The following is a 26161-nucleotide window of genomic DNA, read 5'->3' as shown; positions in this document are numbered from 1 at the left end:
AATGCGATAAAATCAGCAATCGTAGATGCAGCGCGTCAATGCAAGTTATTTTTACCGCTTCTCCTGAGTTTGCTCAAACTGCACTGGCTGAGCTTCAGAGAATCGATCGTCAATCCAAATTTCTCCACTGGCTCGATCAAGGCATCGGATTGATCGAACTAAATGAAGTAACTTTCTCTGCGCTCGCTTCCCAAATCACAGCAACTAAAGCTGCATTCATTCGGCATCTCTGCCCTGTAATGGAGGTATTGCCCGTCGAAAGGTTGCAAAGCGCGATCGCATCTCAAATCCCCTTGTTCAATCGCACTCAACCCCTCTCTGTTCAGATTCGCTCAAATACTAAAGCGATTAATCGCACTGAGCTAAGAAATCTTTTAGTGGACGATTTGGTAGCAGCAGGTTTAACCGTAGCAGTGAAAGATCCAGTGCAGATTATTTCAATTTTCTGCGATAGTTCCAAGTCTTATCTCGGGTTCTCCAATGCCACTGAAAATTTGAGTAATTGGGCAGGCGGAATGCATCGGTTTGCCCATGAAGATGACCAAATTTCTAGAGCAGAATTTAAGCTACTAGAAGCGATCTCAGTATTCAATCTCGCTCTCCCAACTCAGGGACTCGCGCTGGATCTAGGTGCAAGCCCTGGCGGGTGGACAAGGATTCTAAGAAAGCTCGGTTTATCCGTTGTTGCCGTTGATCCGGGAAATCTCGCTGACTCGCTGCAATCTGATCCGAAAGTTTCGCACTATCGCCAACTGGTGCAGCAATATGTCCCAAACTGTCGTGATCGCTTTGATCTGATCGTGAATGATATGCGAATGGATGCGGTGGATTCTGCAAAAAATATGATTGCTGCGAGTCCAGTCCTCAAAGCTGGAGGACTCGCAGCAATGACGCTCAAACTCCCAAGTAAAGGTGTAAAGGGAGTGATCAATCAAGCGATCGCGATTCTGGAAAACCAGTACGAGATCATCGGGATTAGAAATCTGTTTCACAATCGTCAAGAAGTTACGGTCGTGATGCAGTCTTCGGCAAAGTGAGAATAAATGCAGTTTGACCGATCTGACTTGCATCCAGTTTGAGATCACCGTGATGCGCTCGCACAATCTCGCGCGCCAAACTCAAGCCCAATCCAATTCCTTCGACTTTGCGAGTTCGAGCCGGATCACCCCGATGAAACCGATCAAAAATGCGATCGCGATCGTGTACTGGAATCCCTTTAGAAGCATTCGCGATCGTCACTTGAATGGCAGTCTGACTTTGCCTGGCTCGAATCCGAATCCACCCCTTTTCAAGGTTGTACTTAATCGCATTACTTAAGAGATTCTGCAACACTTGTTTGAGCAAATCACGATCGCCTTGAACACTTAACCCCGGAGCAATATCAGACTGCACAGTCAAATGTGGTGCTAATAGCTCAATGTCTTCTAGCATTTCAAACAACAGTTCGGACAAATTCACTTTCACGCGATACAAGCTCATCTGCCCCGCATCAGCTAGGGAAAGTAAAAGTAACTTTCGCATGATGCTACTGAGTCGGCGTACCTCATCTAGTAAGCTACTTAATCGCTGCTGTACTTCTGAGCCAGGTTCTACTTGCTGAAGCGATCGCTCTAATTCCCCTTGTAAAATTGTCAACGGAGTTTTGAGTTCATGAGCGGCATCTGCACTAAATCGAGAGGCTTGCAGAAAGCTCCGTTCTAACCGTTCTAGCATTTGGTTAAAGACTTGAATCAGTTGCACAAATTCAACATCGGTTGTGCCGATGGGAATGCGTTGATCGAGTCCAGTTACAGTGACTTTCTGAATCACGCCAGTTAATTGCCGAACGGGACGAAGTGCCCGACCTGCGACAATCCACGCACCCCCTGCGACGAGAAGTAACATGCCTGGAATTGAGATCAGAAAGATATTGCGAATCCCGTCCATTTCTTGATCGATCGCGTGTAAGTTGATCGCGATCGCGACTTGAGTCTCTGGAAAGTTAAGCGCTCCGATTCGCCAAGTTCCTGTTGGCGTTTGTCCAGTCACAAGCTGCGGGCGAGGTGGAATCGGTCGAATAGGTGGGAGTTCTCGTCGAGGAGGTGCAGGTGGAGCAAGCTGAAGATTCCGCCGCAAGAGTTGGTCTAATGTCTGATCGGACAATGCGGCGCTTTGATAGCGTACATTTCCTTCTGAATCGAGCACTAACAGTCCTATTTTTGGATCATCCTCGAAGAAACGTTGTTCACGATCGCGCGGGCGGCTAGCTCGCATCAGTTGATTCAGCAAATCCGCATCTAATCGATTCACTTTCGCGCTGTAAATCTGTATCCAAGAGATTGCCCCAAATCCAAGCAGTGCGATGCCTGCAAGGGTCGCCGAGAGTAATGCAATCCGCAGCCGAAAAGAACGAATTTTCATCATTCAGGCTTGCGAAATCGATAGCCCACACCGCGAATGCTCTCAATCCAAACGGTTTGATCCAGTGGTTCTATCTTTCTGCGAATTCTTTGGATGCAGACATCAACCACGTTTGTATTCGGATTAAAATCGTACCCCCAAACATGCTCTAGGATTTGAGTCCGAGTAAATACTTGTCCAGGAGAACGCATAAGATATTCCAGTAAATTAAACTCTCGGCTCGTTAGCTCGATCACCTGTTGATGGCAAGTTACTTCGCGCGTGATGCGATCGAGCTTTAAGGTTCCGACTGATAGTAAGTTCTGTCTTTCTCCAACACTTCGCCTGACCACAGCATGAATTCGCGCACCCAATTCTTCTACAAAAAACGGCTTGGCGATGTAATCATCGGCTCCAAGATTCAATCCTTGTAAGCGATCGTCGAGTTCATTTCGCGCAGTGAGTAAAATCACGGGCACATTTCGCCCTGCATTTCGCAACTGTTTTAGAATCGCTAATCCATCTTTGCCAGGAACCATGATGTCTAGCACAATCACATCATAATCATTGTGAAGTGCCTGCATATAGCCATCATCGCCGTTGTCGAAATAGTCCACTACAAACCCTTGTTCTTTCAGACCAGCCCGAACAAAGTCAGCAATCTTGATTTCATCTTCGACAAATAGAACGTTCACGGCTATGTTATGTGACTCGAATCTTTTTATTCTAGGCTCAATTTCTCCAAGCAAAAATGACAAAACTGTAATTTAGAAAACGGGTGGTTTGTCATTTTAACGAACTGAATTAGAACAGTAACCGTTTAGAGGTAGCACGATGAGCCTTCGGAAAATTTTAGCAACAACTGCAATTTCTGTTCTCGCTGGTACATTAGGGGTGAGCGCTGTGAGTTCCCTAGCAACAGCACATTCAGCCCGCCAGATCGCTCAAGCTTCCCAATCTCCCAATGGTCAGCAATCTCCCAATGGTCAGCAAGAAAGACAGCGCCGTCCCCGAATTGATTTCGCTGCTGCTGCTGCAAAATTGAATGTAAGCGAGCAACAACTCAGAGACGCGCTCGGTGTGCCTGCTAATCCACCCGGTCAAGGACAACGCCCGCCGCGTCCTGACTTCGCTGCTGCTGCTACAAAATTGAATGTAAGTGAGCAACAACTCAAAGACGCACTCGGTGTACCTGCTAATCCACCCAGTCAAGGACAACGCCCGCCGCGTCCTGACTTCGCTGCCGCTGCTGCGAAATTGAATGTGAGCGAGCAACAACTCAAAGACGCGCTTGGTGTTCCACCCCATCGCCAACACGATCGCTCTAATCAAAATCAATAATTGATGGTGTAGCAGGATCTCAATGAGAGATCCTGCTGAACATTGTTTTCTATCTACCGCTCAGATTCTACCCATGCAAAGGTTTCTCAAAGCTCAATTCAGTCGTCGGACTGCCTTGATTGTTCTACGATCGACTGCTACTGCGCTTTTAGTGGGCTGTCTTCCCAGGCGAATGAGTTCTGCACAATCTTCGCCTCCGGCTTGTACGGTTCGACCGCAACAAACAGAAGGCCCCTATTTTGTCGATGAAAAGCTGAATCGCTCTGATATTCGCTCCGACTCGAAAAGTAGCGCAGTCAAAGCAGGGGTTCCCCTGCAACTAAAGCTCAATATTGTTCAGGTCAGCGATCGCAGTTGTACACCCATTTCAAACGCGATCGTTGATGTTTGGCACTGTGATGCAGCAGGCATTTACTCTGATGTTCGCGATCGCCGTTCTGATACAACGGGTCAGAATTTTCTCCGGGGTTATCAAACCACTGATGCGGCTGGAAATGTTGAATTTCTAACAATCTATCCAGGCTGGTATCAAGGTCGAACTGTGCATATTCATTTCAAAGTTCGTACTCCAACGGGGGCAGAATTTACGTCCCAACTGTATTTTGACGATGCGCTCACGGATCAAGTTCATGCAGGGCTTCCCTATGCCAGCAGAGGACAGAGATCGATCAAAAACGCCGAAGACGGGATCTTTCAAGAGGGTGGGAATCAACTCCTGCTGTCTCCGACTAAAAACATTCAAGGCTACACTGCAACCTTTGAGATTGGACTACAAACTGCATAAAGCGCAACATTAGTACCGCTTGAGGACTTCCCAATCAATCGTTTATTCCGAGAATGTCGCTCGACTTAAAGCCTGGACTGAGGCATATGAATCCAAAATGAGAAAAGCTTTAATTATCGCTGCCGATGCGGCTTTGGGATCGGCTCTAACAAACTGGCTCGCTTTAGATGAATTTGAGACGATAGTGGCTTGGGATAGTTTTATTGGCTTGAGACTTGCCCAGGATCACCAACCCGATCTGATTCTTTGTGATGTGAGTATGCCAGAACTCGATGGCTTTGGCATTTTGGATGAATTGCAGATCAATCCAGCAGAAAAGAAACCTTGGATTGTGCTGATTGGGCAATCTGATGATGCTTCACGGGCGTTTGCTGCCGGGGCAAATGGTTTTCTGTTCAAATCGATGGCATTGAGCAATGTGTTGCGATCGATGCAGTCATACACTTGCAAAATCCAGCAAGATTCTGAGCCAAAATAACGAAACCTCCCTTGTTGACGGAACAGGGGAGGCTGTCAAATAGATATTCAATTGCCGCGGAGAATATCGATTTTGAAAAAATTCTAAGCTTGACGTGAGTAGTACTCAACGACCAGCAGTTCGTTGATCTGAAGTGCGACCCACTCCCGATCGATGACACCATTCACCTTACCCGTCATCTTGTTCTTATCGAATTCTAAGTGACTCGGTAAGTTTGACAATCCTGGATATTGCAGGTTTGCTTCGACTAATTTGCGAGAGCGATCGCGATCGCGAACTGCAACCACATCACCTGGACGACAGTTGTAGCTTGCGATATCTACAACTTTTCCATTCACAGTGACGTGACCATGATTGACCAACTGACGTGCGCCTGGGATTGTCGGAGCCATGCCCAGACGGAAGACGGTATTATCCAACCGCATTTCCAACAATTGCAGCAGCACTTGTCCGGTCGAACCTGCTGCACGACGTGCTTTACGCACATAGCGAAGAAGCTGCTTTTCGCTCACACCATAGTTAAAGCGGAGCTTTTGCTTCTCTTCCAAACGCACTGCATATTCAGAGCGCTTTTTACGGGCTTGCCCATGTTGTCCAGGCGGATAAGCCCGACGAGCAGATTTACGGGTTAGTCCAGGCAGTTCTGTTCCCAGACGACGAACAATTCTAAGGCGTGGACCTCGATATCGCGACATTGAAAGTTCCTCGTTTGACTCGAAGATTTAAACAACTTTTCTAGTATAGGTTGCCTCACGGCGTTTTAGATCGAATTTGTGTGACTAAATGCACAATTTCCGGCAAGATTAATTTTTCCATTGCCAGCTTGACGGCATTTGAAGATCCAGGCAGTGAAAAAATCAATTTGTTCGTAGATACGCCTGCGATCGCTCTCGATGCGATCGCTCTTGAACCAATCTCTGCATAGCTCAGTGCCCGAAAAATTTCCCCAAATCCAGGCAGTGTCTTTTCTAATAATTGCTCGATCGCGTCGTAAGTCGTATCTCTCGGTGCGATCCCAGTTCCTCCGTTGAGAATGACGGCATCGAGTTCGGGTAAATTCGCAAGTTGATGACGGATCACATCCGGCTCATCCGGCACGATCGCATAATGCGCGATTGTATGTCCTGCATGGGTTAAAAGCTGTTGAATCAGTTGACCACTGCGATCGGTTTCAGCAGTTCGAGTGTCGCTGACCGTGATGACAGCACATGAGACTGCGATCCCGCCAGAGTCAGGATGAGGCTGATGAGACATGAAGTAAAAAAGCTAAGTTCAATCTGCCGTTAGGTTTCGACTTCGCTCAACTCCCGATCTTCGGGGGCTGAGCGTTAAACGGAGCCGAACCGTATTGGATGAGCATTTTGCCGATCGACTTATGATTTGGTGAATCCTAAATCATTTGATTCAGCGTAGCGATCCATAAACCGCATGAAGCGATCCCATGCTTCTACCGATTTCATCACATATAGGGCTTCTAAGGCAGCAGGCTGACCATTAATAAATTTTGCTTTCACTTCACGAGTGACCAGTTCGCCTTCCTCATCAATCATGTACATGCCCGTGATGCTATCTGTATTCTCAGCCTCAAGCGCTTTCGGTTTTTCAAAGATAAAGGTTGCAGTCCCGTTTGACCCGTCTTTCGATCGAGTTAAGCGAACATCGGGAATCACTTCTTCTGCAATGCCTTTTGCAAATTGAATTTCTGCCATGATTTTTTCGTGCGATTTACTTCTAGATAGATTTTCTCTATTCTCCCATCTTTGCGGAACGTTACAAAATCTCTCATTTTACCGATTGACTCGCAACCAAATTTCTAAAGTCACGAGTAACCATAGTTTCAATCCGTAGCGATGCCAGACTTGTCCGCGATAGTCGAGCCAATCTTTGACGATCGCTTGATTGATATACGGTGCAATTTCAGCCTTGCGGTCTAACAATAATGCTCTCGCTCGTCGTCGCCAAATGTTGCGAAACCATTGCTGCATCGACATGATCATGCCGCTTTTCGGACGATTCACAATCACATCGGGAAGCAAATCTGCCACTGCTGCTTTCAATACGGCTTTTTCTTCTGCTCCTGCCAGTTTGTACTGGGGCGGAATCTGTAAGCTCAGTTCCACTATGCGCGGATCAAACAACGGCGATCGACCTGTAATTCCCGCCGCGGCGGTTAACGCATTAACTTTGGTCAAAATGTAGTCCGCACCTTTGAACTTGAGATTGAGCAACATCAATCGATTCAGATAAGCCACAGGTGCATTCAGATCCGATTCAAACACCGAAGGAGCTTGTGCGATCGCGGCATAAACCTCCGGCTTCAACAAGGTCGGCAAGTCTGAAAAACATTTTTGAAACGAAGTCAGATAAGCCTCAACATCACGTTTACTCCCACCAGAGCCATAAAGCTGATTTAACAACATTGGCTTATTCTTCGGACCCGCGAAACAGGGATCGCCGCCTTCTCCATTCAGCACGACATTCACCGATTCTTTCGCCGCGCGCGCCAGTACCAAATTCGGAACCGTCAGCCCTTCCCCAATCGGATCATCCAAACTTGCTAACGTTTCCGGTAACATCTGCCAAATCATCTCTGGCGAAATCTCTAAAATATGGTGCTGAGTGTGACAATGTTTGGCGACGAGATTGGCAAACTCTAACTCGCTGGGATACTGTGCCCCAAAGTGAATCGAGTACGTATGCACCGCTCGATCGTGTAATTTTGCAGCAAGTGCTGTCACACAGCTTGAATCAATCCCACCCGAAAGAAATGCCCCAACTGGCTCTCCCGACGGCAACATTTCCTCAATTAAGCCTTCGAGCAGCGATCGTACTTTTTGCCCATGCCATTCGAGCGATGCATCTGGGTTGTGAATTTGCTCTTGCGGCGACCAATAAATCGTTTCTTCCTGAAAATTCCGATAAGTTCCGGGTCGTACCTCGCGCACCTGCTGCCACAAGGTCTGAGATCCAGGCACAAAGGCACAAGAAAGATAATCTCGCAGTGCGACTAAATCCAACTCACGTGAATGATAAGCATTCAGCGATCGCAATCTCGGCGAAATCCAGCGAGTTTCACCAGTTCGCGTGTAGTAAAGGGTCTTCTGACCCACACGATCGCGAATCATCCAAATTTGTTGAAGTTGGCGATCCCAGACGACAAAGGTTTTATCAAGCCGATCGAGCGATTCAAATCCTTTCCAGTCGCAATCTTCACCGATCACGACATAACGTTCCCCCACCGAAAAAGGTGCATCGACGATCGCAATTCCCGCTTCTTTCCAAGTAGCTTGAACCGACTCAACGTTCCCAACTGCGATCGTCCACGACATAAGCGATTCACCTGAAAAAATATCCCCTCTTCATGATGAAGAGGGGATATCTGAAGATTAAATCACAGTTATTCACGTTTCGAGGCTGTGATACCTCTCGGATACTCTCGACCGTTCTCGATCGCACAGCGTTAGTCTTTCTTGTTCTTCTTCTTAGAACGACGGCGCTGCATTAGAGCGGCAAACCCAACGGCTGCACCTGAACCCATGATGGTCAACGGTTCGGGAATCGGCTCACCGCCGCCACCGCCACCGCCGCCACCGCCGCCACCGACAGCACCACCACCGCCGCTGTCGCCGCTATCCCCACTCAAACCGACCGCTAAGCCCGCGATCGCACCTGCGCCTAACAAGGCTGGCAACAAGAACGAACCGCCCGACGCAGTAGGCACAGCGGCAACAGGCAACTGACCCACAGGTGTGCCACCCGGACCGACTGGAGAAACCACTGGTGGAGGCTCACCCCCCCCAACCGGACAAGCTGTATCCCGCATCCGCACAATGAAATCGTCATAATCTCGATCCTGTGCATCCCGGTTGCGAACAATCCTAGAGCCAGTATCATCCCAGCCCAACGTCATGCCGCCTGATTCACACAGAGAATTGATGTTCCCCGTAAATTTTACGTGCTGTTCAGAATTGGGGTTCAAGCTATCCGTGGAATACAAAATCCCAGTCGGTCGCCCATTATATGAAGACTCTAGATAAAACACGTAATCATTATTCGGCTGAAACGTGTATTGCTTGCTCGGTTCAGGAACCGCATTCCCAGGAGTGCCTGGAAAATCTAACTCACTTCCCGCGTCATCAATTTTGGTCGATGGGCGGAAAATTGTGTCTGGACTATCAGCAGGCTTTGTTTCGACCAAGAGAGGAGTTTTTTCCTTCGTGGTTAGGTTGATGACACCAAAGGTAGATTGGTAAGCACCATGCGACTCAACAAATTCTGATTGCAAGGTTGTGTTTTTGTTCGCCCGAATGCCTTCGTTCCCGATCGACATATCAGCAGCGCGTGCAGGCAGCACTAAACTACTCGTCAACCAACCGAGCGAAAGACCAAATGCGATCGAGGAAATCCGGCGATGCGGACGATTCGATTTCAGGTTCTCCTCTGGAGAACAGCAGGATGAAGGCTGTCTCCTCACACACTTGCTTGAGGTGGAAATATCTTCTGGCACCATCTAAAGCTGAACTCTACGAAAGGACTGAATAAACTAACCTCTGGCGCACCCATTTTATTACACTCAAGCAATTTATTACACTCAAGCAATAAAACAACCGATCTCAAAGCGATTCAGACAGAATCTCCCTAGCTTGGTTGGTGAGAGCGCAATTATTATGTTCCGCTAAGCATAAAAATCTTTGAGCAGAATCCACATCAATCCTACGGGAGATCAGATCTGATTTAAGGATTATGCCGCTGGAACTATCCAAGTCAATTCTGAGTAGTTAATAAGAACCATGTGCCAAAACTCAGCAGAGCCCAAGCTTTCTGAAACCATTTCGCCAGCTGAAATTCAACATTTCACCCTGGATCTTAATGAATTACCCTGCACTGCTTAAGTTGAGATTGGCATGCTGTCAATAGTTTAGGGAGATCCGAATGCGATCGCATCTGTCAATCGATAGGCATTGATAGATTTTTGTTGAATCGGAATCTAGTTGTGCGGGTGATAATTTGAAGAGATTACGTTTGAGGAGACGAAATTAAAATTATGGATAAAATTCAAGCGCAATTTGCGAAGCTGTGGAAGTTGCTGACTGCACCTGAAACATTTGATACCTACAAGTCAGCAGTGGTCATGACTTGGACCATCATCAAAGAAACGGCATTGCTGGTTTGGCTAGTGCTTTGCCTCGTATTAGTATTTGCGGACTGGTTCTGGAAAATTTCTGTGGGAGCCGGACGAAGTACACGCGCCTGGTTTAATGGGCTAGAAGGTTCGAGCGAACAGATTGCCTCTGAGACGGGAAGAGCACTCCTGAACGCAGGCAAGTCAAGTTTAGATTACACGCTCAATCAGGCAAGAGCACAGTTAGGATTTGAGATTCCGGCTCCTGCACCCGCAAAGGTTGAGCCTGTCAAAACTGAACCTGTCAAAGCTGAACCTGTCAAAGCTGAACCTGTCAAAGCTGAACCTGCAGTGACGGCTCCCCCTCCAGTAGTGACCAAAGCAGAAGCGATCGCAGACGAGTAGAGGGATAGGGAGAGATGGGGAGATAGAGAGGTCATTCCTGTCTCTCCCATCCAATGTCACGACGAAGTGTAACGATTTGTCAAGCAAAATGAGAACTTCCTCTTTCGCATCGTCCCCGAAAGTCGGTACACTACAAAGTGAATTCTGAGATACCGCAATATAAACATGAGCGTAGTTAGCCAAGTTATCCTACAAGCCGACGACGAGCTTCGTTATCCAACGAGCGGCGAATTGAGTGGCATAAGAGAATTTTTTCAAACCGGAGAGCAACGGACTCGAATCGCCGCGACTCTGTCTGAAAGTGAGAAAAAGATTGTTGAGCAAGCGAGCAAATTGTTGTGGCAGAAGCGTCCTGATTTCATTGCCCCGGGCGGCAACGCTTATGGCAATCGGGAGCGGGCGCTATGTTTACGCGATTATGGCTGGTATTTGCGATTGGTAACGTATGGGGTACTGGCCGGCAGTACTGACCCGATCGAGAAGATTGGGGTGATCGGGGCGCGGGAAATGTATAACGCGCTCGGTGTTCCGGTTCCTGGAATGGCGGAAGCAATCCGCTGTTTGAAGGAAGCTTCTCTTGGTTTGTTAAACAATGAGGATGCAGCAGCAGCAGCTCCTTATTTCGACTACATCGTTCAAGCAATGTCATAGAGACACTGGAAGTTTTTGAGTTCCCCGCTGTTTGCGGAGATGCGGTAGAGTTTGCGGCATTTCTGAAAACGGCGGGGAATTTGTTTTTAAATTATTCCGAAATTTTACGGAACCCATTGGGAGAAAGATTTATGAATACAGCAGAAGTGTTGCAGTTTTGGTTTGGAGAAACGCTCGAGCGGCGGGAGGCTTGGTTTAAGAAAGATCCTGCCTTTGATGCAGAGATTCGCTCCCGGTTTCTCTCACAGTATGAACAAGCGGCTTTAGGCGAATTGGAGGATTGGATGAATGCGGCTGAAAGCAGTTTAGCGTTAGTGATTGTGCTGGATCAGTTTCCGAGAAATATGTTCCGAGGAACGCCGCGATCGTTTGCCACCGATGCAAAAGCGTTACAAGTGGCTCAATGTGCGATCGCTCAGGGATTTGATCAGCACCTCCCACCGATGCAGCGCTTCTTTTTCTACCTGCCGCTAGAACACAGTGAAAATCTGGATGACCAAAATGAATCGGTGCGCTTATATGAGCCTTTCAGGGATATTCCTGAATTAGCAGATACGTACGACTATGCCATCCGGCATCGCGATGTGATTGCACGATTTGGACGGTTTCCCCACCGCAATCTAATCCTCAATCGACCTTCGACCCCCGAAGAACTTGAGTTCCTGAAACAGCCTGGATCGTCCTTTTAAGACCTTTTCGAGTAGAGAATCTGTATGAATATTGCTGCTGAAACGATCCCAACTCTTGAGCAAATTAATCAAACTAAATCTGCGATCGACGCGCATATTGCGAGCCTAAATCAGCACCCTGATCGGCGAGAAGGGGCAATGCCGTACTATTTGTTTCATGAACCTGGAAGACCGATTCGCGGCACAGTCATGATATTCCACGGGTTCAGCGCAAGACCCCATCAAATGTGGCGTTTAGCAGATTATCTCTTTCAGAATGGCTTTAATGTATATCAGCCTTCGATCGCAGGACATGCCTTGATGTATCCCGATCGCAACTGGGCGCAAGTCGATCTCAAACCTGAATATGCAGAGCCGCTCAAAGACAAAGTTCAGAAAGATCCGGTACTGCAAACTTTTCTCCAAAATTTTGCGCATAATCCAACGGCAACCCGTCCAGGGTTTATGCAGCAAATGGGATTGATCGCCCGCTTATTACTGATCGAACCGCAGTTGTTAGATATTGTGAAATCCTTGGAATCGAATAATGATCCTGATTTCGATCGCTATTTCACGTCTTCGCATTTGCGCTATCTGACTGAAGCTCAGGCGAGATTCGCAGAATTAGATGCGATGCCGGGAGCCATTTTCACAGTCGGTTTATCAGTGGGAGGCGCGGTGGCTCTGGGCTTGGCAGCATCGCGACCTGAGCGGGTGCGTGGAGTAGTCGCGTATGCACCGTTGCTGAAGATTTATGGAGAACAGCGGCGGCGATATGTGAATTTAGCAGGTCCTTTGGATATTAGTGAGTTGGGCTGGGATGAGAAGTTGCGGTTTCCAGTCGGCTGTTTGACGGCTGCCGATCGCTTCGGCTCTCAAGTCGTGATGAGTGATGAATCTGTGCGATCGCTGTCGAATATTCCGACGTTTTTAGTGCTGACTGAGAATGAAGATGCAGCGGATATTGAGACGAGCCAGGATTTTTATCAGCGGATTGGAGGAGAGGGAGAAGGGCATCGGTTTTTCTTATATCCGAGTGAGGATTTAGTGCCACATCCGATGGTTGATCCAACTGAGGTCAGCCAGAACATGAGTAATCGATTTTGGCAAAGTTTGTATCAGGAGACGTTCCGATTTTTGACGACTGGGCGGGCGAATATGACGAATCTGGGTCGGATTGAGCAAGATCCAGGTTTACCGATCGTGCCTGGGGTGTAGCAATTCTGCGGGAATTCTTCCAGGATTGACGTTTTCTCTGACTCAAAGATTTCTAACGGATAGGTGTCCACATTCGATCGAGTGAGTATCATGAATTACTTTCTCGTATTCCTGGAATTGTCTGTTTCGTGTTTGTTTCAGACCCAATAGCATTTATCACAAAGCTCTGACGTTATGGTTCAAGTAAGCTCCCCTGTTCTTTATGTCAATCCTGCAAGCGGCAATGATAGCGCTGCTGGAACTCAAGCCGCTCCCCTCAAAACAATCGCCCGCGCGCTCCAACAAGCAAAATCTGGGACAACAATCCAACTTGTTCCCGGAACTTATAATGCCGCTAGCGGCGAGGTGTTTCCGCTGTTCGTTCCCGCAGGGGTGACGGTTGTCGGTAATGAATCGACAAAAGGCAAAGATATTCTCGTACAAGGCGGTGGAACTTACCTGAGTCCAACTTGGGCAGGGCAAAATGTGACTTTCCGACTCGATACCAATGCTCAGCTTCGAGGCGTGACCGTGACCAACCCGAACACTCGTGGTAGTGGAGTTTGGTCAGAATCGACTGCGCCGACGATCGCAAATTGTACGTTTACTTTATGTAAGCGAGAAGGCGTTTTTGCGACCGGAACTGCAAACCCGGTCGTGTCAGATTGCGTGTTTCTGCAAAACGATGCGAACGGAATTGCAATTTCTAGAAATGCAAAAGGTGAATTGCGCCGTAACGTCTGTCAAAACACAGGCTACGGGATTGCGGTTGGCGACAATGGCGCACCCTTGATCATTGAGAATCGATTGTTTGAAAACCGCTCTGGAATTGTTGTGAGTAATTCAGCACGTCCAGTTTTGCGCGGCAATACGATCGAGCGAAATACCGATTCTGGACTGACAATCGTGGGCAGCGGTTCGCCTAATTTAGGCAGCAGTCAAGACCCAGGCGGAAACATTATTCGCGACAATACAGACATTGATGTCGAAAACGGAACGAATGTGTCGATCGCTTCTGTTGGCAACCAAATCAATCCCTCTAGAGTCCGAGGCGTAATTGATTTCATTGTGAGTCAAGTTCCGACTCCCACACCGACACCGACTCCCACACCGATACCAACGCCAACGCCGACTCCAATTCCGACTCCCACACCGATACCAACGCCAACGCCGACTCCAATTCCGACTCCCACACCGATACCAACGCCAACGCCGACTCCAATTCCGACTCCCACACCGATACCAACGCCAACGCCAACTCCCACACCAACGCCAACGGCTGGAGTTACTGATATTCGGGGGCATTGGGCTGAGGCATTTATCCAGTCATTGGTGGCTCGCAATCTGATTACGGGCTTTCCAGACAATACGTTTAAACCAGAAAGTCCGCTAACTCGTGCTCAATTTGCAGCGATCGTGGCGAAAGCATTCAATCTGCCTCTCAAGCAACCTGCCACGAATTTCTCAGATGTGCCCTCGAATTTCTGGGCAGCTGAAGCGATCGCCAAAGCAAATCGCATGGGCTTTATTACTGGCTTTCCAGATGGAACCTTCCGTCCTGGCTTGAATTTAACCCGTACTCAAGCGCTCGTTGCATTAGTCAGCGGGCTAGGCTTTACAGGTGGAACTCCAAATACTCTGGCACTGTATAGCGATCGCGCTCAGATTCCGAGTTTTGCGAGCGAGCGAATTGCGGCTGCAACTCAGCGGCGATTAGTCGTGAACTATCCGAATGTTTCACAATTGCGTCCATTGCAGGAGATTACGCGGGCTGAGGTCACGACTTTTATCTATCAAGCTTTAGTCGCGACGAATCAGGCACAAGCGATCGCGTCTGCTTACATCGTCAATCCTGATACTGCGACGACTGCCTTTGTTGATGTCACGAATCACTGGGCAAAGGATTTCATTTTGGGCTTATCTGGTCAGAATTTTATCCAAGGATTTGCCGATGGCACATTCAAACCCGATGCCCCAATGACTCGCGCTCAGTATGCAACTGTCATTGCGAGAACCTTTAATCCGGCTCCGCGCCGCGATTTAGCCACTTTCCCAGATGTGCCTGGGGATTTCTGGGCAAAAAGCGCGATCGAGCAAGCGTATCGAGCAGGCTTTATTTCCGGGTTCCCAGATGGCACATTTAAGCCGAATCAGAACATTACACGGCTTCAGTTGGTGCTCTCTTTGGTCAGCGGATTTAACCTCTCTCCTGCAAATCCGAATGTGCTAGCAGTGTTAGACGATCGCAATGCAATTCCGCAATCGTTCCAAGATCGAGTAGCAGCAGCGGCTCAAGCAGATATGATTGTGAACTATCCGAATCAAAAGCAGTTCAATCCAAATCGTGAAGCAACACGGGCGGATGTCTCAGCCATGGTTTATCAAACCTTACTTCGAGACGGGCGAGTAGCAGCAGTAGATTCGGGGTATATCTTGACAGCCTAGAACCGCAGAGCCGGGAGATAGGGAGTAATCCAGGTCTGGGTTCTCCCTATCTCCCACTCTCCACAGTCAACGCGCTTAATTACTAGATCGACTTAGAAAAAGTTTGAGCTTTCCGATCGCCCAAATAGGTATCAAACACCGCTGCAATATTCCGAATGAGTAACCGTCCAACTGGCGTAATTTCAATGCCATCACTCCAACGCTTGAGCAGTCCATCTGCTTCGAGCGCATCTAGACGTGAGAGTTCATCCGCGAAGTAATCATTGAAATCTTGATCGAATCCCAAATGATATTTTGCTTCTAAGTCTGCTGCTGAAAGTTGGAACTGACACATCAGTTCCATAATCACAGTGCGTCGGATCAAGTCATCTTGGCTTAAGAGCACTCCTTTCTCAATCGGAAGCTCAGAGGCATCGATCGCAGTGTAGAAGTCTCTTAACCGCTTGTGGTTCTGGATATAAACATCTTGCAACATACTGATAGAAGTAATGCCAAAGCCGAGTAAATCTGACTCAGGCTTTGTGGTGTAACCTTGGAAATTCCGATGCAGTTGTCCGGCTTGTTGGGCGATCGCTAATTCATCATTGGGCTTCGCAAAGTGATCCATGCCAATAAACACATAGTTACTTTGTGTAAGTTGAGCGATCGTGTTTTGCAGAATCTTGAATTTTTCAACAGTACTAGGCAGCGCCGATTCTGGCATCCGTTTCTGAACGGGTTTGAGCCAGGGAATGTAGGCAAAATTGAACACTGCAATGCGATCGGGATTAAGCGCTAACGTTTTCTCAACTGTTTGCTGAAACGTGGCTGAAGTTTGGAACGGTAAACCATAGATCAAATCGACGTTCACACTTTCAAATCCAGCTTCCCGAATCCAATCCATCACATCAAAAAGCATTGCTTCAGGCTGTACCCGATTGATTGCGACTTGCACTTCAGGATTGAAATCTTGAATTCCAAAGCTAATTCGGTTAAAGCCGAGTTGCCTTAGAGAATGAATATAATGACGATCGACATAGCGCGGATTAATCTCGATCGACAGTTCGGCTGTGGCATCGAATCGAAAATAGCGATGGAAGCGATTCCAAAGAAATTCAACCTGTTGTAAGTCAAGGTAGTTTGGTGTGCCGCCACCCCAATGCAATTGATGAACTTGACGGTCAGAACTGACCGATTGAGCAACTTGGCGGATTTGACGGGCAAGATAACCTAAGTAGGGTTCTGCGACTTCTCTACGTTGAGTAATGATCGTATTGCAGCCACAGAAGTAACAGGGTGTTTCACAGAAAGGGATGTGACAGTATAGGGATAAGGGCGTTTTTTTGTGATTGCCGAGGTCGATCGCTCGGTTGAAGAAATGAGGATCGAAGTCGGGACTAAGTTCTGTAGCAGGCGGATAGCTGGTATAACGGGGAAGGGGCAGGTTGTACTGGTTCAGGAGCGCCGCGTCAAACTCGACCGTTTGGGATAGTTGTTTCATTGGAAAGGATTTTTAATGGGTTTGGATGGGCGAGCCGTTTTGCAGCAGCAGGGTTGAGGGACGAAATTGCCTCTGTTAGCGTGAGGTTGCGACTTTACACAACAATCGTTGCGGGTTGTGCAAGTTGAGCATTTGCTTAGAGGATGCTTTAAAAGTAATCGTTGAGACGCATTCACCCGCCCCGGAATTCCATTCCGGGGCTAACGGTGCGAAGTCCTTAAAAGGACTGCATCGCTCAAACCTCTGTGTAGTCCAGTTTAGTGGACTTCGTTTTACTAGCCCTGGAATTCCATTCCGGGGCAGGAGGACAACGTGAGCGAAGAGGCTTTTTGTACTTTTAAAGCGTCCTCTTAAGCAATCGAAACTCCACGCATCAAACAATTCTTCGAGTTAAGGAGCTAGGACAGGTTCACGATCGCTACCATGCGATCGTCGTTCTGTACTTCCAGGACGATCCTGCCGAGTAAGTAAATCAAAGGTATGTTCCCCGATCGCTGCTTTCACATCGGGTTCGAGTTCATGCATCACATCTTGATTGAGCACAAAGGCAAGGTTTGCTTCGGCAACAATCCGTTCGATTGTGTTCTCGTCTACAGGCAGGCTATCTAGCATCTGACGGTAACACTCTTTGAATTCTCGTCTGGCTTCAGGAGTTGAGATTTGCTCAAACTCATAAAAATTTGTTCCCTGATTCGGAGGCAAAGATAATGCCGATCGAATGACATTCTTCAAACTCTGTCCTCCTGATAAATCGCCCATATAGCGGGTGTAAGCATGGGCAACCAGCAAGATTGGATCAGTAGCAGCGAGCGTTTTAATTCGAGCGCAGTATGCAATTCCCGCAGATGATGCAACGATCTGATTTTGCCAGTCTTCACCGTAGTAGAATGCGAGATCGCGCGCCAGATTCGCAGCTCGATTCAACCCTGGGAAGTAGAATGCACCAAACACTGGATCTTGAGCGTGCTGCTGTAATGCTGCTTCTAAAGTGCTGTAAACAAAGTACAAATTTGCAAACAGTTTCCGTAGAGGTTCGCGTTCTACAATACCTTTCACAAAGCATTTCATAAATGCAGTGTTTTCTGCTGTGGTGTGAGAGCGTTGGGTTCCTTCTCGTAAGCGGACAGATAAAGTACTCATGAAATTGTTTCCTAATGAATGACAGGACGAGAGGCTTCTGCATCAATTGCAGGTAAGAAATAGAGGCGGAGAAGTTGCCAAATGATCACAGCAATCCAAGGCAATTTTTGGAGCGTTTGAATGAATTTCGGGCGCGATTGACTCGAAATCTCTGCTAGTTTCTGATTCGCGATCGCGCATTTTTCGAGCCGAGGGAAGAACTCTGGATGATCCGTATCAAGCACACTCGGAAAAGCTCGCTTCGAGGTTTCGTTCGTGTTTTGAATTACAGCCTTGTTGTACTCTTGCGAATCAATACCAATCGAGTCGTAAAACGTCGATCGTTCTAAAACAGTCAAGGTGTGAGTTGCAAAGACAGTCAGCAGAAAGAATCTTGCCCACAGTCTTGCTTTCCAGCAATTCCAGAGTTTGGGCTGCGATCGCAAGAGTGCTTTAAAGAAATCTCCGTGTCGATTCTCATCTTGGCACCAACTCTCAAAGTACCGAAACAGAGGATAAAACCGATGTTCTGGATGCTGTTCTAAATGGCGGTAGACCAAAATATAACGCCAGTACCCAATTTTTTCCGAGAGGTAAACGGTGTAGATCACCCATTCTGGCGGAAAGAAAGTATAGGTTCGATTTTTCGTCAGATAGCCCAGATCAAGAGTCAAGCCAAAGTCTGCCATTGCTTTATTCAGGAACCCGGCATGACGAGCTTCATCGCGCGCAAGTAAATGAAACGCTTCTGATAGTAAAGGTTGCCGATTTTTAAGCTTGCGAGAGAGTTCTTTAAAGAGCAAAAAGCCCGAAAATTCTGAAGTACAAGAGCGCTCTAGAAAATCAATAAACGCGTGCCGGGTTTCACCATCAATCTTTTCCCAATCTTGCTGAAACTCTTCATTGCGAACAAAATGGTGGCGATTATAGTCTGCTCGCAATTCTGCGACGACCGATTCTAGTTCTGCTTCATGCCCGGATAAATCCATTTGGGCAACCGCATCAAAATCAGTGATGTAAAACCGAGGAGTTAAGAGCGTTTCTTGAACAGGTTTTTTAATGCCAGGCGATTGTTCTGGCAGGTCGGATCTCGAAACTGTGCTGACCATAGAGCGAATGATAACGACTGAAATTACTTTCCCCGAATCTGCGATCGCGGCACAAGTGAGTTACCTGCTCTGCTCTATAGTTACCACAAGTAAAACATTGAGATGAGCACAAGGTTAGAGGGCTTTCTAACAAATTGTTAAAACATCCGCTGAGATTGAAGCAAGGCATCACTCCTAGAAGCCTTCCACCTTTCATCACTTAAATTTGCAAAAGATTTTGCTTTCTCTCATTCTGCTTGTCTACTCTTGCAGCAATCATTACTAGCTCAAATGAAAAGCTCGATCGTAAGTGCTGTTTGCTTTACTAGGATGTCTACTTCGAGGTTAGGGCCAGTAGTTACTGCTCAAGTTAGTTTAGGATCTGAATCGGTTCTGTCTCGCTCCTAAACTGCAAGCTAGAACAAGACAGAACACGGATTTTTTTGCGCTCACCCTATCAAGAAGAACGAGTTCAGACGCTCAGCGAGAATTCTGGACGGTTAGCGAACCGCATTCTACTTATACCTTCGTATGCGTCACTTCTACTACGGTATGCACATTTCCTCGGGGCGTGTAGTCCGCCTTAATCGAGATTTCTAACGGATCACACGCTGCCACAATGTCATCTAGAATTTGATTCGCCGCTTCTTCGTGAGAAATATAGCGATCGCGATAACTATTGATATACAGCTTAATTGCTTTCAGTTCGACGACGCGCTGATCCGGAACATAGCTCACATAGATCGTCGCAAAATCGGGATAGCCAGAAAACGGACACTTACAGGTAAACTCTGGCAGCGTAATATTGATCGTATAACGCCGTCCGGGTCTAGGATTCGGGAAAGTTATTAGACTTCCCTCTTCGATCAGGCGTTCGCCATACTTTACTTCGGGATGGTCTTGCGCTTGCGTCATAGCCTATGAAATTGAATGAACTGACTGATCTTAGCAATCGAATTTGCACGGAGGCACGATCGCGTCTCAAGTTTTTTGAGTACTTGATCTCCGCAATCCCCGAAATTCGTTCACAAAATCGTTTCTTTTTGAAAAAATCTTGACTAAAAATGCGTTGCTTGATTCAATTGCAGCTATTCTGAGGGCATCACAATTTCTCGCTGTTTTGTCAGATTACTCTCGCTGTTATGAACCCCATGATGCAGAAAACACCTAATCGATCGATCAATTTGCCGCCTCAAGCTCCTGCAACCGGATATGCCCCTTCTGTACCGATTTCAGTTTACCGCGAGGTGATTGCTGAGCTTCAAGCTACAAAGAACTCGGTGGAAGCCATGAAGATTCAAAACCAGCAATTGGCAAAACAGAATCAGCAATTGCGGCAAGAAATTGAACGCACGGTACAAGCAGCACTCCAACTCCGCCAAGTCTCCAATGCAATGCCGGGAATTAATCCTGCTGCACCACCCGCACCTCGTCTCGACTTGATGCCCGAAGTCGAAGCTGCATCCTTCCAAATCCCGGTCATGCCACCCCGCATCCCCGTTGCTCCCAAACCAGAACCCATTCCAGCGAGTCTCGAATTTCCTGAAGAGAAGCTGGTAATCGAAGAAGATAGCAAGCCCCGGCGCAAAATTAAGCCAGAACAAGACACTCATTTTGAACTCAGCGGTTGGATGTTGGGCTTGGTCATCGCTTTGATCGTCGTGACTGCTTTCGGCGCTGGCTTCTTGCTGGTGCGTCCTTTGCTGAGTCCTTCATCAAAATAAATTCTCGAATGTAACCAATAGCAACCCGAAATTACGAATTACAACTGATGAATTCCGATTTTGAGTGGCTCATGCGACACTCAAAAATACTATTACAATCGGCGAGGCGGGTAATGATCGGTAGCGATCGTTACAAAATTCTCTTCACCAGAAATGATAGATAGTCTCATGCCCGAATTATAGAGATCACGATTAAGGAGTGTAAGCGCTTGAAAAAGGTTGAAGCGATTGTTCGCCCATTTAAACTCGACGAAGTCAAAATTGCATTAGTCAATGCTGGAATCGTGGGAATGACGGTTTCTGAAGTCCGAGGCTTTGGACGGCAGAAAGGTCAGACCGAACGGTATCGCGGTTCTGAATATACGGTTGAGTTTTTACAGAAGCTCAAAATTGAAATTGTGGTGGAAGATGATCAAGTAGACATGGTGGTTGACAAAATCATTGTGGCGGCTCGAACCGGAGAAATCGGGGACGGGAAGATCTTTATCACACCTGTTGAACAAGTAGTTCGGATTCGTACCGGCGAAAAGAACTTTGAAGCGGTTTAAAAACACGAACCTTCCGAGTTTTTGAAACACTCAGAAGGCTTGCTTCGCTGTGAAGGCGATCCGAATCTGGATCGCCTTTATATTTATTGAACGGGTTTCAGCCGAGTCAATTTCAACTTAAAGGGGCCGCCCGCCGTTTCTCCGAAAGCTTTGACTCGAACGATGTAATTCGCATTGCGCGTGATGCGAGTAAATAAGAGCGAATTCGTTGTCCCATCTGGACCATCATCATTCTCGGCAACGGTTGTCCCTTGTGAGGTCATCAGCGTGACGATCGTATCAAAACTATCCGAAGACAAATCGATCGCCACTTGTTCTCCCGCCTGCAAAGTCACCACATAATCGCGTGCGAAATTGCCTTGCCCGGTGGGAATATCGGCATCCGTTAAGCGATCGTTAATCTCTTTTCCAGGAGCCAGCGGGATTGGCGCATAGGAGCGAGTCGATTGAGCCATTGCGGCGGTCGTCATCAAAACCGCAATTGGAGCCGCACAAAGCCAAGCCATCCATCCTTTCATAACCGTTCCTTTCCTTACTGTGCTTGGTTTAAGTTTTTCTCTAAGGTAGCAAGATCGACTGCCCCTGAAAATGCACGACCATTCATGGCAAAGAACGGAGTACCAGAAATTCCAAGCTGTTCTGCAAGTTGAAGATCTTTTTCAATCGTGGTTTCTGCCGCTTGAGACGCGCGATCGCGATTAAACTTCGCCACATCCAACCCCAGAGTCTTGGCAATCTCTGGATAAATCGCCTCATTCAGCTGTTTCTGCTGCGCAAACAAAGCATCATGATATTGCCAGAATTTGCCCTGTTGCTGAGCCGCCCAAGCCGCTTTTGCTGCCGGTAGGGCTTGATCATGAATACTCGTCAGCGGCAAATGTTTATAAACCAGAGTGACGCGATCTTTGTACTTGTCTACAAACTGGCTCACCGTGCCTGCTGCTGCTTGGCAGTAAGGACATTGAAAATCAGAAAACTCCACCAAGACAGCCTGACCGTTGCCTTTCGTGGGAGACTGAGCGATCACCGATTTTGGATTCTGCTGGAGATCGCGGAGAAACGACTGTTGAACTTTTTGTTGTTCTTGTTGTTGTTCGCGTTGATAAGCTTGTACCGAATCCAGAATTGCCTGGGGATTTTTGCGAATCACTTGCAGGACTTGTTCTTCAAATTTTGGATCAATCTTGCTATCTGCCTGCACTGGCAAAGAGCAACTGATTAACATCAGACACAATATAACCAAGCCCGCGAATTGTTTCAGCCTTCTCATCACGATTCCGTCTCAAATCTGTCCTCGCACTATAGCTTAACTTCAGACTTCCGAGACGCATGAACCCGCAAAAGTTCGAGATTCAATGTGTCATTAGGCTCAACTTGAGTAACAATAGTAAAGGTGCGATCGCATTGGCGGTCAGGCTGTCGTGTAACTATGAGCGACACTCGACCTGTCAACATGTTCGTACAGGCGCTTTTCGAGACTTGAAATTCCGAATCGATTGATTTTGGTCAACTTCGGGAGTTCAACCTCATAGAGCCAATGCTAAGTGCGCAGCTTCCTATCTGTTAAAACTGGGAATCGGCTTGTTGATTAATCGGAACTGATTCGAGCTTCGGTTCCGGTGAAGTGACGACTTCAGAGCCATTTGCACACCCCACGCAGAACACACGAGGACAAATCGCTTCATGGAATTCTCGATCGCTGAGTTACTCGCTAACTTCACAGATGATAAATTAGTGGCTCCAAAAGCTCTCGAAAAAAAGCTGGAATGCCATGATGAACCGAGCCTAAGACGCTTACAGATCGCACTAGACGCACTCGAAAAAATCGGAGTGCTCGTGAAGGAACGGGGCAAATATCGTCGAGTGCCAGAAGAAGGCGTAGTGGAAGGAAAGTTACGCTGTTCAAGCAAGGGATTCTGCTTCGCGATTCAAGATGTCGAAGGATCAGAAGATATCTACATTCGCGAAAGCCAACTGAATCATGCTTGGAATGGCGATCGCGTTTTGGTGCGAGTGACGAAGGAAGGCAGTCGTCGTCGCAGTCCAGAAGGCGAAGTCAGATTAATTTTAGAACGGGCAAATCCCTCGGTTCTGGCTCGCATTAAAAAGAGCGAAAGTGGAGAATTTCGAGCCGTTCCCCTCGACGATCGCTTATTGTTTGAACTGCAAGTCAATGAAAATGGCATCCAACTCGATAATGCGATCGATCATTTGGCACATGTGCAGGTCAAACGCTATCCGATCGGGCAACATGCCCCCCTCGGTAAAGTCGCAAAAGTCTTAGGCGCAGATGATGACGCAGCCGATATTGATATTGTCTGCTGCAAACACGATTTGCCGCGCGAATTTCCTGAAACGGTTTTAGCCGCAGCAAAAGAGTTGCCGACTAAATTGACCAAAGCGGAATTAAAAAATCGAGTTGATTTACGCAATTTGACCACGCTGACGATCAAATCCAGCGACGAAGATAGCGCCGATGATGCGATTACCTTAGAGAAGACGAAAGCAGGCGGCAACTGGCGCTTGGGCATTCATATTGCAGATGTCGCGCACTATGTTGGATCAGGTTCGCCGCTCGATCGCGAAGCTCAGCGTCGAGGCGCTTCGGTCTATCTGAGTGAATTAGTCGTCCCGATGCTGCCCGAACAGATCACCGATAATCTCTGTTCGCTTCAGCCTGGAAAAGATCGACTTGCCGTTTCAGTGCTGATTACACTCGATGATCAAGGTGGCGTGCTGGAATTCGAGATTCAGCCCACAGTGATTAATGTCGATTACAAGTTGAGTTATCACCAAGCAGAAGAAATTCTCAAAGACAATCACACAGAAGAATTGAAGCAGTTTGAGCCAATTTTTGAACTGTTGGCGCAGCTCGATAAGCTGAGTCATGCGATCAAAGACCAGCGGCGACAACGAGGCGCATTTGAACTCAATCTGCCAGAAAAAATTTATGCGCGTCCTGACGGTTCAGAATCGCCAGAAGAAACGGATAAATTTACGTTTAGCAAGTTTCACTACGATGATGAAGGCGTATTAGGTGCAGTGGTTGTTTCTGCAACGCTCCCGATTCACTCGATGATCGTTGAACTGATGTTGCTGGCAAATCAAACCGTTGCATCTCATTTGATTGCACTCGGAGTTCCTAGCGTTTACCGCGTGCATCCCACCCCTGATCCAGAAGAGGTGCAGGAATTGGTGAAACTAGCAGTCAGCATGGGCATCGAACTGAAGCTAGAAAACGAAGAAGAAGTTCGCCCACAAGACTATCAGAATTTCACTCATGCCTTTGCAGAATCGAATGCAGAACGAGTTTTGACTTACTTGTTGCTTTCGACCATGAAACCTGCATTCTACAGTTCTCAGCCGAAACCACATTTTGGCTTGTCATTAGAGCAAGGCTATACGCACTTTACGTCTCCCGTGCGGCGCTATCCTGATTTGCTCGTGCATCGCGCCTTACATGCGGTCTTTGAAGCAGGACGCGATCGTCGGTCTTCGCGCGTGAAAGATAGTGTTGATTTACGCCATAGCTCTTGTCACGGAGAGATTAATTGGAACGTGCTGCCGACCGATGTGCATCAAGAGTTGGAAAGCCATTTCGGTGCAGTCGTTGTGCATGTGAGTGAACGCGAGAAAGTGGCTCAAGACGCAGAAAACGATCTCGAAGGTTTGAAGAAAGCCGAGTTGATGAAAGAGCGCACAGGCGAAATCTTCCACGGATTGATTACGGGTGTTCAATCATATGGATTGTTTGTCGAACTCGAAGAATTGCTCGTCGAAGGTCTCGTGCATGTGAGTTCGCTCAAAGATGATTGGTACGAGTTTCGATCGCGCCAGCAAACCCTGGTAGGACGCAAGAATCGCAAGCAGTATCGACTTGGCGATCGCATTGAAGTTCAAGTCAAGAGCGTCGATTACTACCGCCAGCAGATTGACCTGATTGCAGTCGGCGGTGGCAGTGAGGCGACCGACGAAGAATTTGAATCCGAAGAGCGATCTGAGTTTCAACCTGAACCTGCCCTCCCCGATGAGGAGTTTAGTGAGGAATAATAAGAGATGCGGGCATGTCCCGCATTTTTTATTTAGGTATTCTCTGTGGTCAATCGTCCTATCATTCTTGGTGTTTCTGGGGCTTCAGGCTTAATTTATGCCGTCCGAGCTTTGAAGTACCTTTTGTCAGCAGATTACGCGATCGAGCTTGTCGCATCGAAAGCAACTTATATGGTGTGGCAGGAAGAAACAGGAATGCGGATGCCACCAGACCCAATCCAGCAGGAGCAATTTTGGCGCGATCAAGCGGGAGTCGAAACTGCTGGAAAATTGAACTGTCATCCTTGGGGAAATGTCGGTGCGAATATTGCCAGTGGGTCGTTTCGGACATTGGGCATGTTGGTTATGCCTTGCAGTATGAGCACCGTCGGAAAATTAGCGACGGGGTTGAGTTCAGATTTGCTAGAACGCGCAGCCGATGTGCAGTTGAAAGAGGGACGTAAGCTAGTCATTGTGCCGAGAGAAACCCCGTTTAGTTTGATTCATTTGCGGAATTTGACGGCTTTAGCAGAAGCAGGAGCGCGGATTGTTCCGGCAATTCCAGCTTGGTATCATCGTCCGCAGACGATCGAGGATTTAGTCGATTTTGTGGTAGCACGGGCGTTAGATCAGTTTGAGATTGATTGTGTACCACTGGAGCGGTGGAAGGAAGAGGGTGGGGAGTAGGGAGTGGGGAGTGGGG

At 47.6% G+C, this 26161-nt stretch carries 26 protein-coding genes; 13 read left to right on the top strand and 13 right to left on the bottom strand.

Annotated elements, in window-relative coordinates; translation table 11 throughout:
• Positions 1-38 precede the first annotated feature (38 nt).
• Positions 39-1037 (top strand): SAM-dependent methyltransferase, encoded by a 999-nt coding sequence (locus J0L70_RS03380; protein ID WP_287453113.1) that lies wholly within the window; start codon positions 39-41, stop codon positions 1035-1037.
• On the opposite strand, the gene J0L70_RS03375 is transcribed toward J0L70_RS03380, so the two are convergent.
• Both J0L70_RS03375 and J0L70_RS03370 read right to left on the bottom strand, forming a co-directional pair.
• The gene (locus tag J0L70_RS03375; RefSeq protein WP_287453112.1) at positions 1006-2400 is read right to left on the bottom strand and encodes an ATP-binding protein; all 1395 of its coding nucleotides are present in this window, start codon (positions 2398-2400) and stop codon (positions 1006-1008) included. The genes J0L70_RS03380 and J0L70_RS03375 overlap by 32 nt on opposite strands.
• Positions 2400-3074, bottom strand: coding sequence for a response regulator transcription factor (locus J0L70_RS03370; protein WP_287453110.1), 675 nt, complete (start codon positions 3072-3074; stop codon positions 2400-2402). The genes J0L70_RS03375 and J0L70_RS03370 overlap by 1 nt, the downstream gene beginning before the upstream one ends.
• Positions 3075-3213: 139 nt before the next feature.
• On the opposite strand from J0L70_RS03370, the gene J0L70_RS03365 reads away from it, so the two are divergent.
• The 3 genes from J0L70_RS03365 (at position 3214) to J0L70_RS03355 (ending at position 4982) form a co-directional block, all read left to right on the top strand.
• The gene (locus tag J0L70_RS03365) at positions 3214-3720 is read left to right on the top strand and encodes a hypothetical protein (protein ID WP_287453109.1); all 507 of its coding nucleotides are present in this window, start codon (positions 3214-3216) and stop codon (positions 3718-3720) included.
• 22 nt (positions 3721-3742) lie between these two features.
• On the top strand, positions 3743-4504 hold the full coding sequence (locus J0L70_RS03360) for an intradiol ring-cleavage dioxygenase (protein ID WP_287453108.1): 762 nt from the start codon (positions 3743-3745) through the stop codon (positions 4502-4504).
• A 97-nt stretch (positions 4505-4601) separates the two neighbouring features.
• Positions 4602-4982: a response regulator gene (locus J0L70_RS03355; RefSeq protein WP_190653669.1), complete on the top strand. Its 381-nt coding sequence runs from the start codon at positions 4602-4604 to the stop codon at positions 4980-4982.
• An 83-nt stretch (positions 4983-5065) separates the two neighbouring features.
• Here the strand turns inward: J0L70_RS03355 and rpsD are convergent, their stop codons facing one another.
• The 5 genes from rpsD to J0L70_RS03330 all read right to left on the bottom strand — a co-directional run bounded on the left by rpsD (position 5066) and on the right by J0L70_RS03330 (position 9456).
• Positions 5066-5677: a 30S ribosomal protein S4 gene (rpsD, locus tag J0L70_RS03350; protein ID WP_017287921.1), complete on the bottom strand. Its 612-nt coding sequence runs from the start codon at positions 5675-5677 to the stop codon at positions 5066-5068.
• 55 nt (positions 5678-5732) lie between these two features.
• Positions 5733-6236 carry a MogA/MoaB family molybdenum cofactor biosynthesis protein gene (locus J0L70_RS03345; RefSeq protein ID WP_287453106.1) on the bottom strand — a complete coding sequence of 168 codons (504 nt, stop codon included), beginning with the start codon at positions 6234-6236 and terminating at the stop codon, positions 5733-5735.
• A 119-nt stretch (positions 6237-6355) separates the two neighbouring features.
• Positions 6356-6691, bottom strand: a complete 336-nt coding sequence (gene psb28, locus J0L70_RS03340; protein WP_017287923.1) for a photosystem II reaction center protein Psb28 — start codon at positions 6689-6691, stop codon at positions 6356-6358.
• Positions 6692-6769: 78 nt separating this feature from the next.
• Entirely contained in the window at positions 6770-8311 is a 1542-nt protein-coding gene (locus tag J0L70_RS03335; RefSeq protein WP_287453105.1) for an asparagine synthetase B family protein, read from the bottom strand.
• Positions 8312-8442: 131 nt separating this feature from the next.
• Positions 8443-9456, bottom strand: coding sequence for a PEP-CTERM sorting domain-containing protein (locus tag J0L70_RS03330; protein ID WP_268184484.1), 1014 nt, complete (start codon positions 9454-9456; stop codon positions 8443-8445).
• A 570-nt stretch (positions 9457-10026) separates the two neighbouring features.
• Between J0L70_RS03330 and J0L70_RS03325 the strand changes: the two genes are divergently transcribed.
• The 5 genes from J0L70_RS03325 (at position 10027) to J0L70_RS03305 (ending at position 15470) form a co-directional block, all read left to right on the top strand.
• The gene (locus tag J0L70_RS03325; protein WP_287453104.1) at positions 10027-10509 is read left to right on the top strand and encodes a hypothetical protein; all 483 of its coding nucleotides are present in this window, start codon (positions 10027-10029) and stop codon (positions 10507-10509) included.
• Between the two features lie 165 nt (positions 10510-10674).
• Positions 10675-11160: an allophycocyanin subunit alpha-B gene (locus J0L70_RS03320; protein ID WP_017287927.1), complete on the top strand. Its 486-nt coding sequence runs from the start codon at positions 10675-10677 to the stop codon at positions 11158-11160.
• 131 nt (positions 11161-11291) lie between these two features.
• Positions 11292-11849: a DUF924 family protein gene (locus tag J0L70_RS03315; protein WP_017287928.1), complete on the top strand. Its 558-nt coding sequence runs from the start codon at positions 11292-11294 to the stop codon at positions 11847-11849.
• A 24-nt stretch (positions 11850-11873) separates the two neighbouring features.
• The gene (locus tag J0L70_RS03310; protein WP_017287929.1) at positions 11874-13046 is read left to right on the top strand and encodes an alpha/beta hydrolase; all 1173 of its coding nucleotides are present in this window, start codon (positions 11874-11876) and stop codon (positions 13044-13046) included.
• A 174-nt stretch (positions 13047-13220) separates the two neighbouring features.
• Entirely contained in the window at positions 13221-15470 is a 2250-nt protein-coding gene (locus J0L70_RS03305; RefSeq protein ID WP_287453103.1) for an S-layer homology domain-containing protein, read from the top strand.
• Positions 15471-15552: 82 nt separating this feature from the next.
• On the opposite strand, the gene hemN is transcribed toward J0L70_RS03305, so the two are convergent.
• From hemN to queF, 4 genes are all read right to left on the bottom strand, one after another.
• On the bottom strand, positions 15553-16950 hold the full coding sequence (hemN, locus tag J0L70_RS03300) for an oxygen-independent coproporphyrinogen III oxidase (protein WP_287453102.1): 1398 nt from the start codon (positions 16948-16950) through the stop codon (positions 15553-15555).
• Positions 16951-17340: 390 nt separating this feature from the next.
• On the bottom strand, positions 17341-18090 hold the full coding sequence (locus J0L70_RS03295; RefSeq protein WP_268184489.1) for a biliverdin-producing heme oxygenase: 750 nt from the start codon (positions 18088-18090) through the stop codon (positions 17341-17343).
• Positions 18091-18101: 11 nt separating this feature from the next.
• Positions 18102-19178 carry a magnesium-protoporphyrin IX monomethyl ester (oxidative) cyclase gene (acsF, locus tag J0L70_RS03290; protein WP_287453100.1) on the bottom strand — a complete coding sequence of 359 codons (1077 nt, stop codon included), beginning with the start codon at positions 19176-19178 and terminating at the stop codon, positions 18102-18104.
• Positions 19179-19676: 498 nt separating this feature from the next.
• The gene (queF, locus tag J0L70_RS03285; protein ID WP_017287934.1) at positions 19677-20072 is read right to left on the bottom strand and encodes a preQ(1) synthase; all 396 of its coding nucleotides are present in this window, start codon (positions 20070-20072) and stop codon (positions 19677-19679) included.
• A 236-nt stretch (positions 20073-20308) separates the two neighbouring features.
• On the opposite strand from queF, the gene J0L70_RS03280 reads away from it, so the two are divergent.
• Together J0L70_RS03280 and J0L70_RS03275 are read left to right on the top strand one after the other, a co-directional pair.
• Positions 20309-20881 carry a hypothetical protein gene (locus tag J0L70_RS03280; protein ID WP_287453097.1) on the top strand — a complete coding sequence of 191 codons (573 nt, stop codon included), beginning with the start codon at positions 20309-20311 and terminating at the stop codon, positions 20879-20881.
• A 209-nt stretch (positions 20882-21090) separates the two neighbouring features.
• Positions 21091-21429 (top strand): P-II family nitrogen regulator, encoded by a 339-nt coding sequence (locus tag J0L70_RS03275; protein WP_017287937.1) that lies wholly within the window; start codon positions 21091-21093, stop codon positions 21427-21429.
• A gap of 83 nt (positions 21430-21512) precedes the next feature.
• Here the strand turns inward: J0L70_RS03275 and J0L70_RS03270 are convergent, their stop codons facing one another.
• Both J0L70_RS03270 and J0L70_RS03265 read right to left on the bottom strand, forming a co-directional pair.
• A complete protein-coding gene (locus J0L70_RS03270) occupies positions 21513-21947 on the bottom strand; it encodes a PPC domain-containing protein (protein WP_017287938.1) in 435 nt (144 codons plus the stop codon).
• A 14-nt stretch (positions 21948-21961) separates the two neighbouring features.
• The gene (locus tag J0L70_RS03265) at positions 21962-22654 is read right to left on the bottom strand and encodes a DsbA family protein (RefSeq protein WP_199329754.1); all 693 of its coding nucleotides are present in this window, start codon (positions 22652-22654) and stop codon (positions 21962-21964) included.
• Positions 22655-23112: 458 nt separating this feature from the next.
• Between J0L70_RS03265 and J0L70_RS03260 the strand changes: the two genes are divergently transcribed.
• Together J0L70_RS03260 and J0L70_RS03255 are read left to right on the top strand one after the other, a co-directional pair.
• Positions 23113-25479 (top strand): ribonuclease R family protein, encoded by a 2367-nt coding sequence (locus tag J0L70_RS03260; protein ID WP_287453093.1) that lies wholly within the window; start codon positions 23113-23115, stop codon positions 25477-25479.
• A gap of 45 nt (positions 25480-25524) precedes the next feature.
• Positions 25525-26145, top strand: a complete 621-nt coding sequence (locus tag J0L70_RS03255; protein ID WP_190653680.1) for a flavin prenyltransferase UbiX — start codon at positions 25525-25527, stop codon at positions 26143-26145.
• The last annotated feature ends 16 nt before the right edge of the window (positions 26146-26161 follow it).

It is taken from the genome of Leptolyngbya sp. UWPOB_LEPTO1 (assembly GCF_017302695.1).
GTDB classification, from domain to species: Bacteria; Cyanobacteriota; Cyanobacteriia; order Leptolyngbyales; family Leptolyngbyaceae; genus Leptolyngbya; species Leptolyngbya boryana.
Note: the sequence above shows the minus strand (reverse complement) of the source record. Positions and strands in the feature narration are given on the sequence as shown.

Excerpts from the sequence above, each read along its gene's own strand:
- J0L70_RS03380 (WP_287453113.1), top strand. The coding sequence starts at position 39 with ATGCAAGTTATTTTTACCGCTTCTCCTGAGTTTGCTCAAACTGCACTG.
- J0L70_RS03375 (WP_287453112.1), bottom strand. The coding sequence starts at position 2,400 with ATGAAAATTCGTTCTTTTCGGCTGCGGATTGCATTACTCTCGGCGACC.
- J0L70_RS03365 (WP_287453109.1), top strand. The coding sequence starts at position 3,214 with ATGAGCCTTCGGAAAATTTTAGCAACAACTGCAATTTCTGTTCTCGCT.
- J0L70_RS03360 (WP_287453108.1), top strand. The coding sequence starts at position 3,743 with ATGAGAGATCCTGCTGAACATTGTTTTCTATCTACCGCTCAGATTCTA.
- J0L70_RS03355 (WP_190653669.1), top strand. The coding sequence starts at position 4,602 with ATGAGAAAAGCTTTAATTATCGCTGCCGATGCGGCTTTGGGATCGGCT.
- rpsD (WP_017287921.1), bottom strand. The coding sequence starts at position 5,677 with ATGTCGCGATATCGAGGTCCACGCCTTAGAATTGTTCGTCGTCTGGGA.
- J0L70_RS03345 (WP_287453106.1), bottom strand. The coding sequence starts at position 6,236 with ATGTCTCATCAGCCTCATCCTGACTCTGGCGGGATCGCAGTCTCATGT.
- psb28 (WP_017287923.1), bottom strand. The coding sequence starts at position 6,691 with ATGGCAGAAATTCAATTTGCAAAAGGCATTGCAGAAGAAGTGATTCCC.
- J0L70_RS03335 (WP_287453105.1), bottom strand. The coding sequence starts at position 8,311 with ATGTCGTGGACGATCGCAGTTGGGAACGTTGAGTCGGTTCAAGCTACT.
- J0L70_RS03325 (WP_287453104.1), top strand. The coding sequence starts at position 10,027 with ATGGATAAAATTCAAGCGCAATTTGCGAAGCTGTGGAAGTTGCTGACT.
- J0L70_RS03320 (WP_017287927.1), top strand. The coding sequence starts at position 10,675 with ATGAGCGTAGTTAGCCAAGTTATCCTACAAGCCGACGACGAGCTTCGT.
- J0L70_RS03315 (WP_017287928.1), top strand. The coding sequence starts at position 11,292 with ATGAATACAGCAGAAGTGTTGCAGTTTTGGTTTGGAGAAACGCTCGAG.
- J0L70_RS03310 (WP_017287929.1), top strand. The coding sequence starts at position 11,874 with ATGAATATTGCTGCTGAAACGATCCCAACTCTTGAGCAAATTAATCAA.
- J0L70_RS03305 (WP_287453103.1), top strand. The coding sequence starts at position 13,221 with ATGGTTCAAGTAAGCTCCCCTGTTCTTTATGTCAATCCTGCAAGCGGC.
- hemN (WP_287453102.1), bottom strand. The coding sequence starts at position 16,950 with ATGAAACAACTATCCCAAACGGTCGAGTTTGACGCGGCGCTCCTGAAC.
- J0L70_RS03295 (WP_268184489.1), bottom strand. The coding sequence starts at position 18,090 with ATGAGTACTTTATCTGTCCGCTTACGAGAAGGAACCCAACGCTCTCAC.
- acsF (WP_287453100.1), bottom strand. The coding sequence starts at position 19,178 with ATGGTCAGCACAGTTTCGAGATCCGACCTGCCAGAACAATCGCCTGGC.
- queF (WP_017287934.1), bottom strand. The coding sequence starts at position 20,072 with ATGACGCAAGCGCAAGACCATCCCGAAGTAAAGTATGGCGAACGCCTG.
- J0L70_RS03280 (WP_287453097.1), top strand. The coding sequence starts at position 20,309 with ATGATGCAGAAAACACCTAATCGATCGATCAATTTGCCGCCTCAAGCT.
- J0L70_RS03270 (WP_017287938.1), bottom strand. The coding sequence starts at position 21,947 with ATGAAAGGATGGATGGCTTGGCTTTGTGCGGCTCCAATTGCGGTTTTG.
- J0L70_RS03265 (WP_199329754.1), bottom strand. The coding sequence starts at position 22,654 with ATGTTAATCAGTTGCTCTTTGCCAGTGCAGGCAGATAGCAAGATTGAT.
- J0L70_RS03260 (WP_287453093.1), top strand. The coding sequence starts at position 23,113 with ATGGAATTCTCGATCGCTGAGTTACTCGCTAACTTCACAGATGATAAA.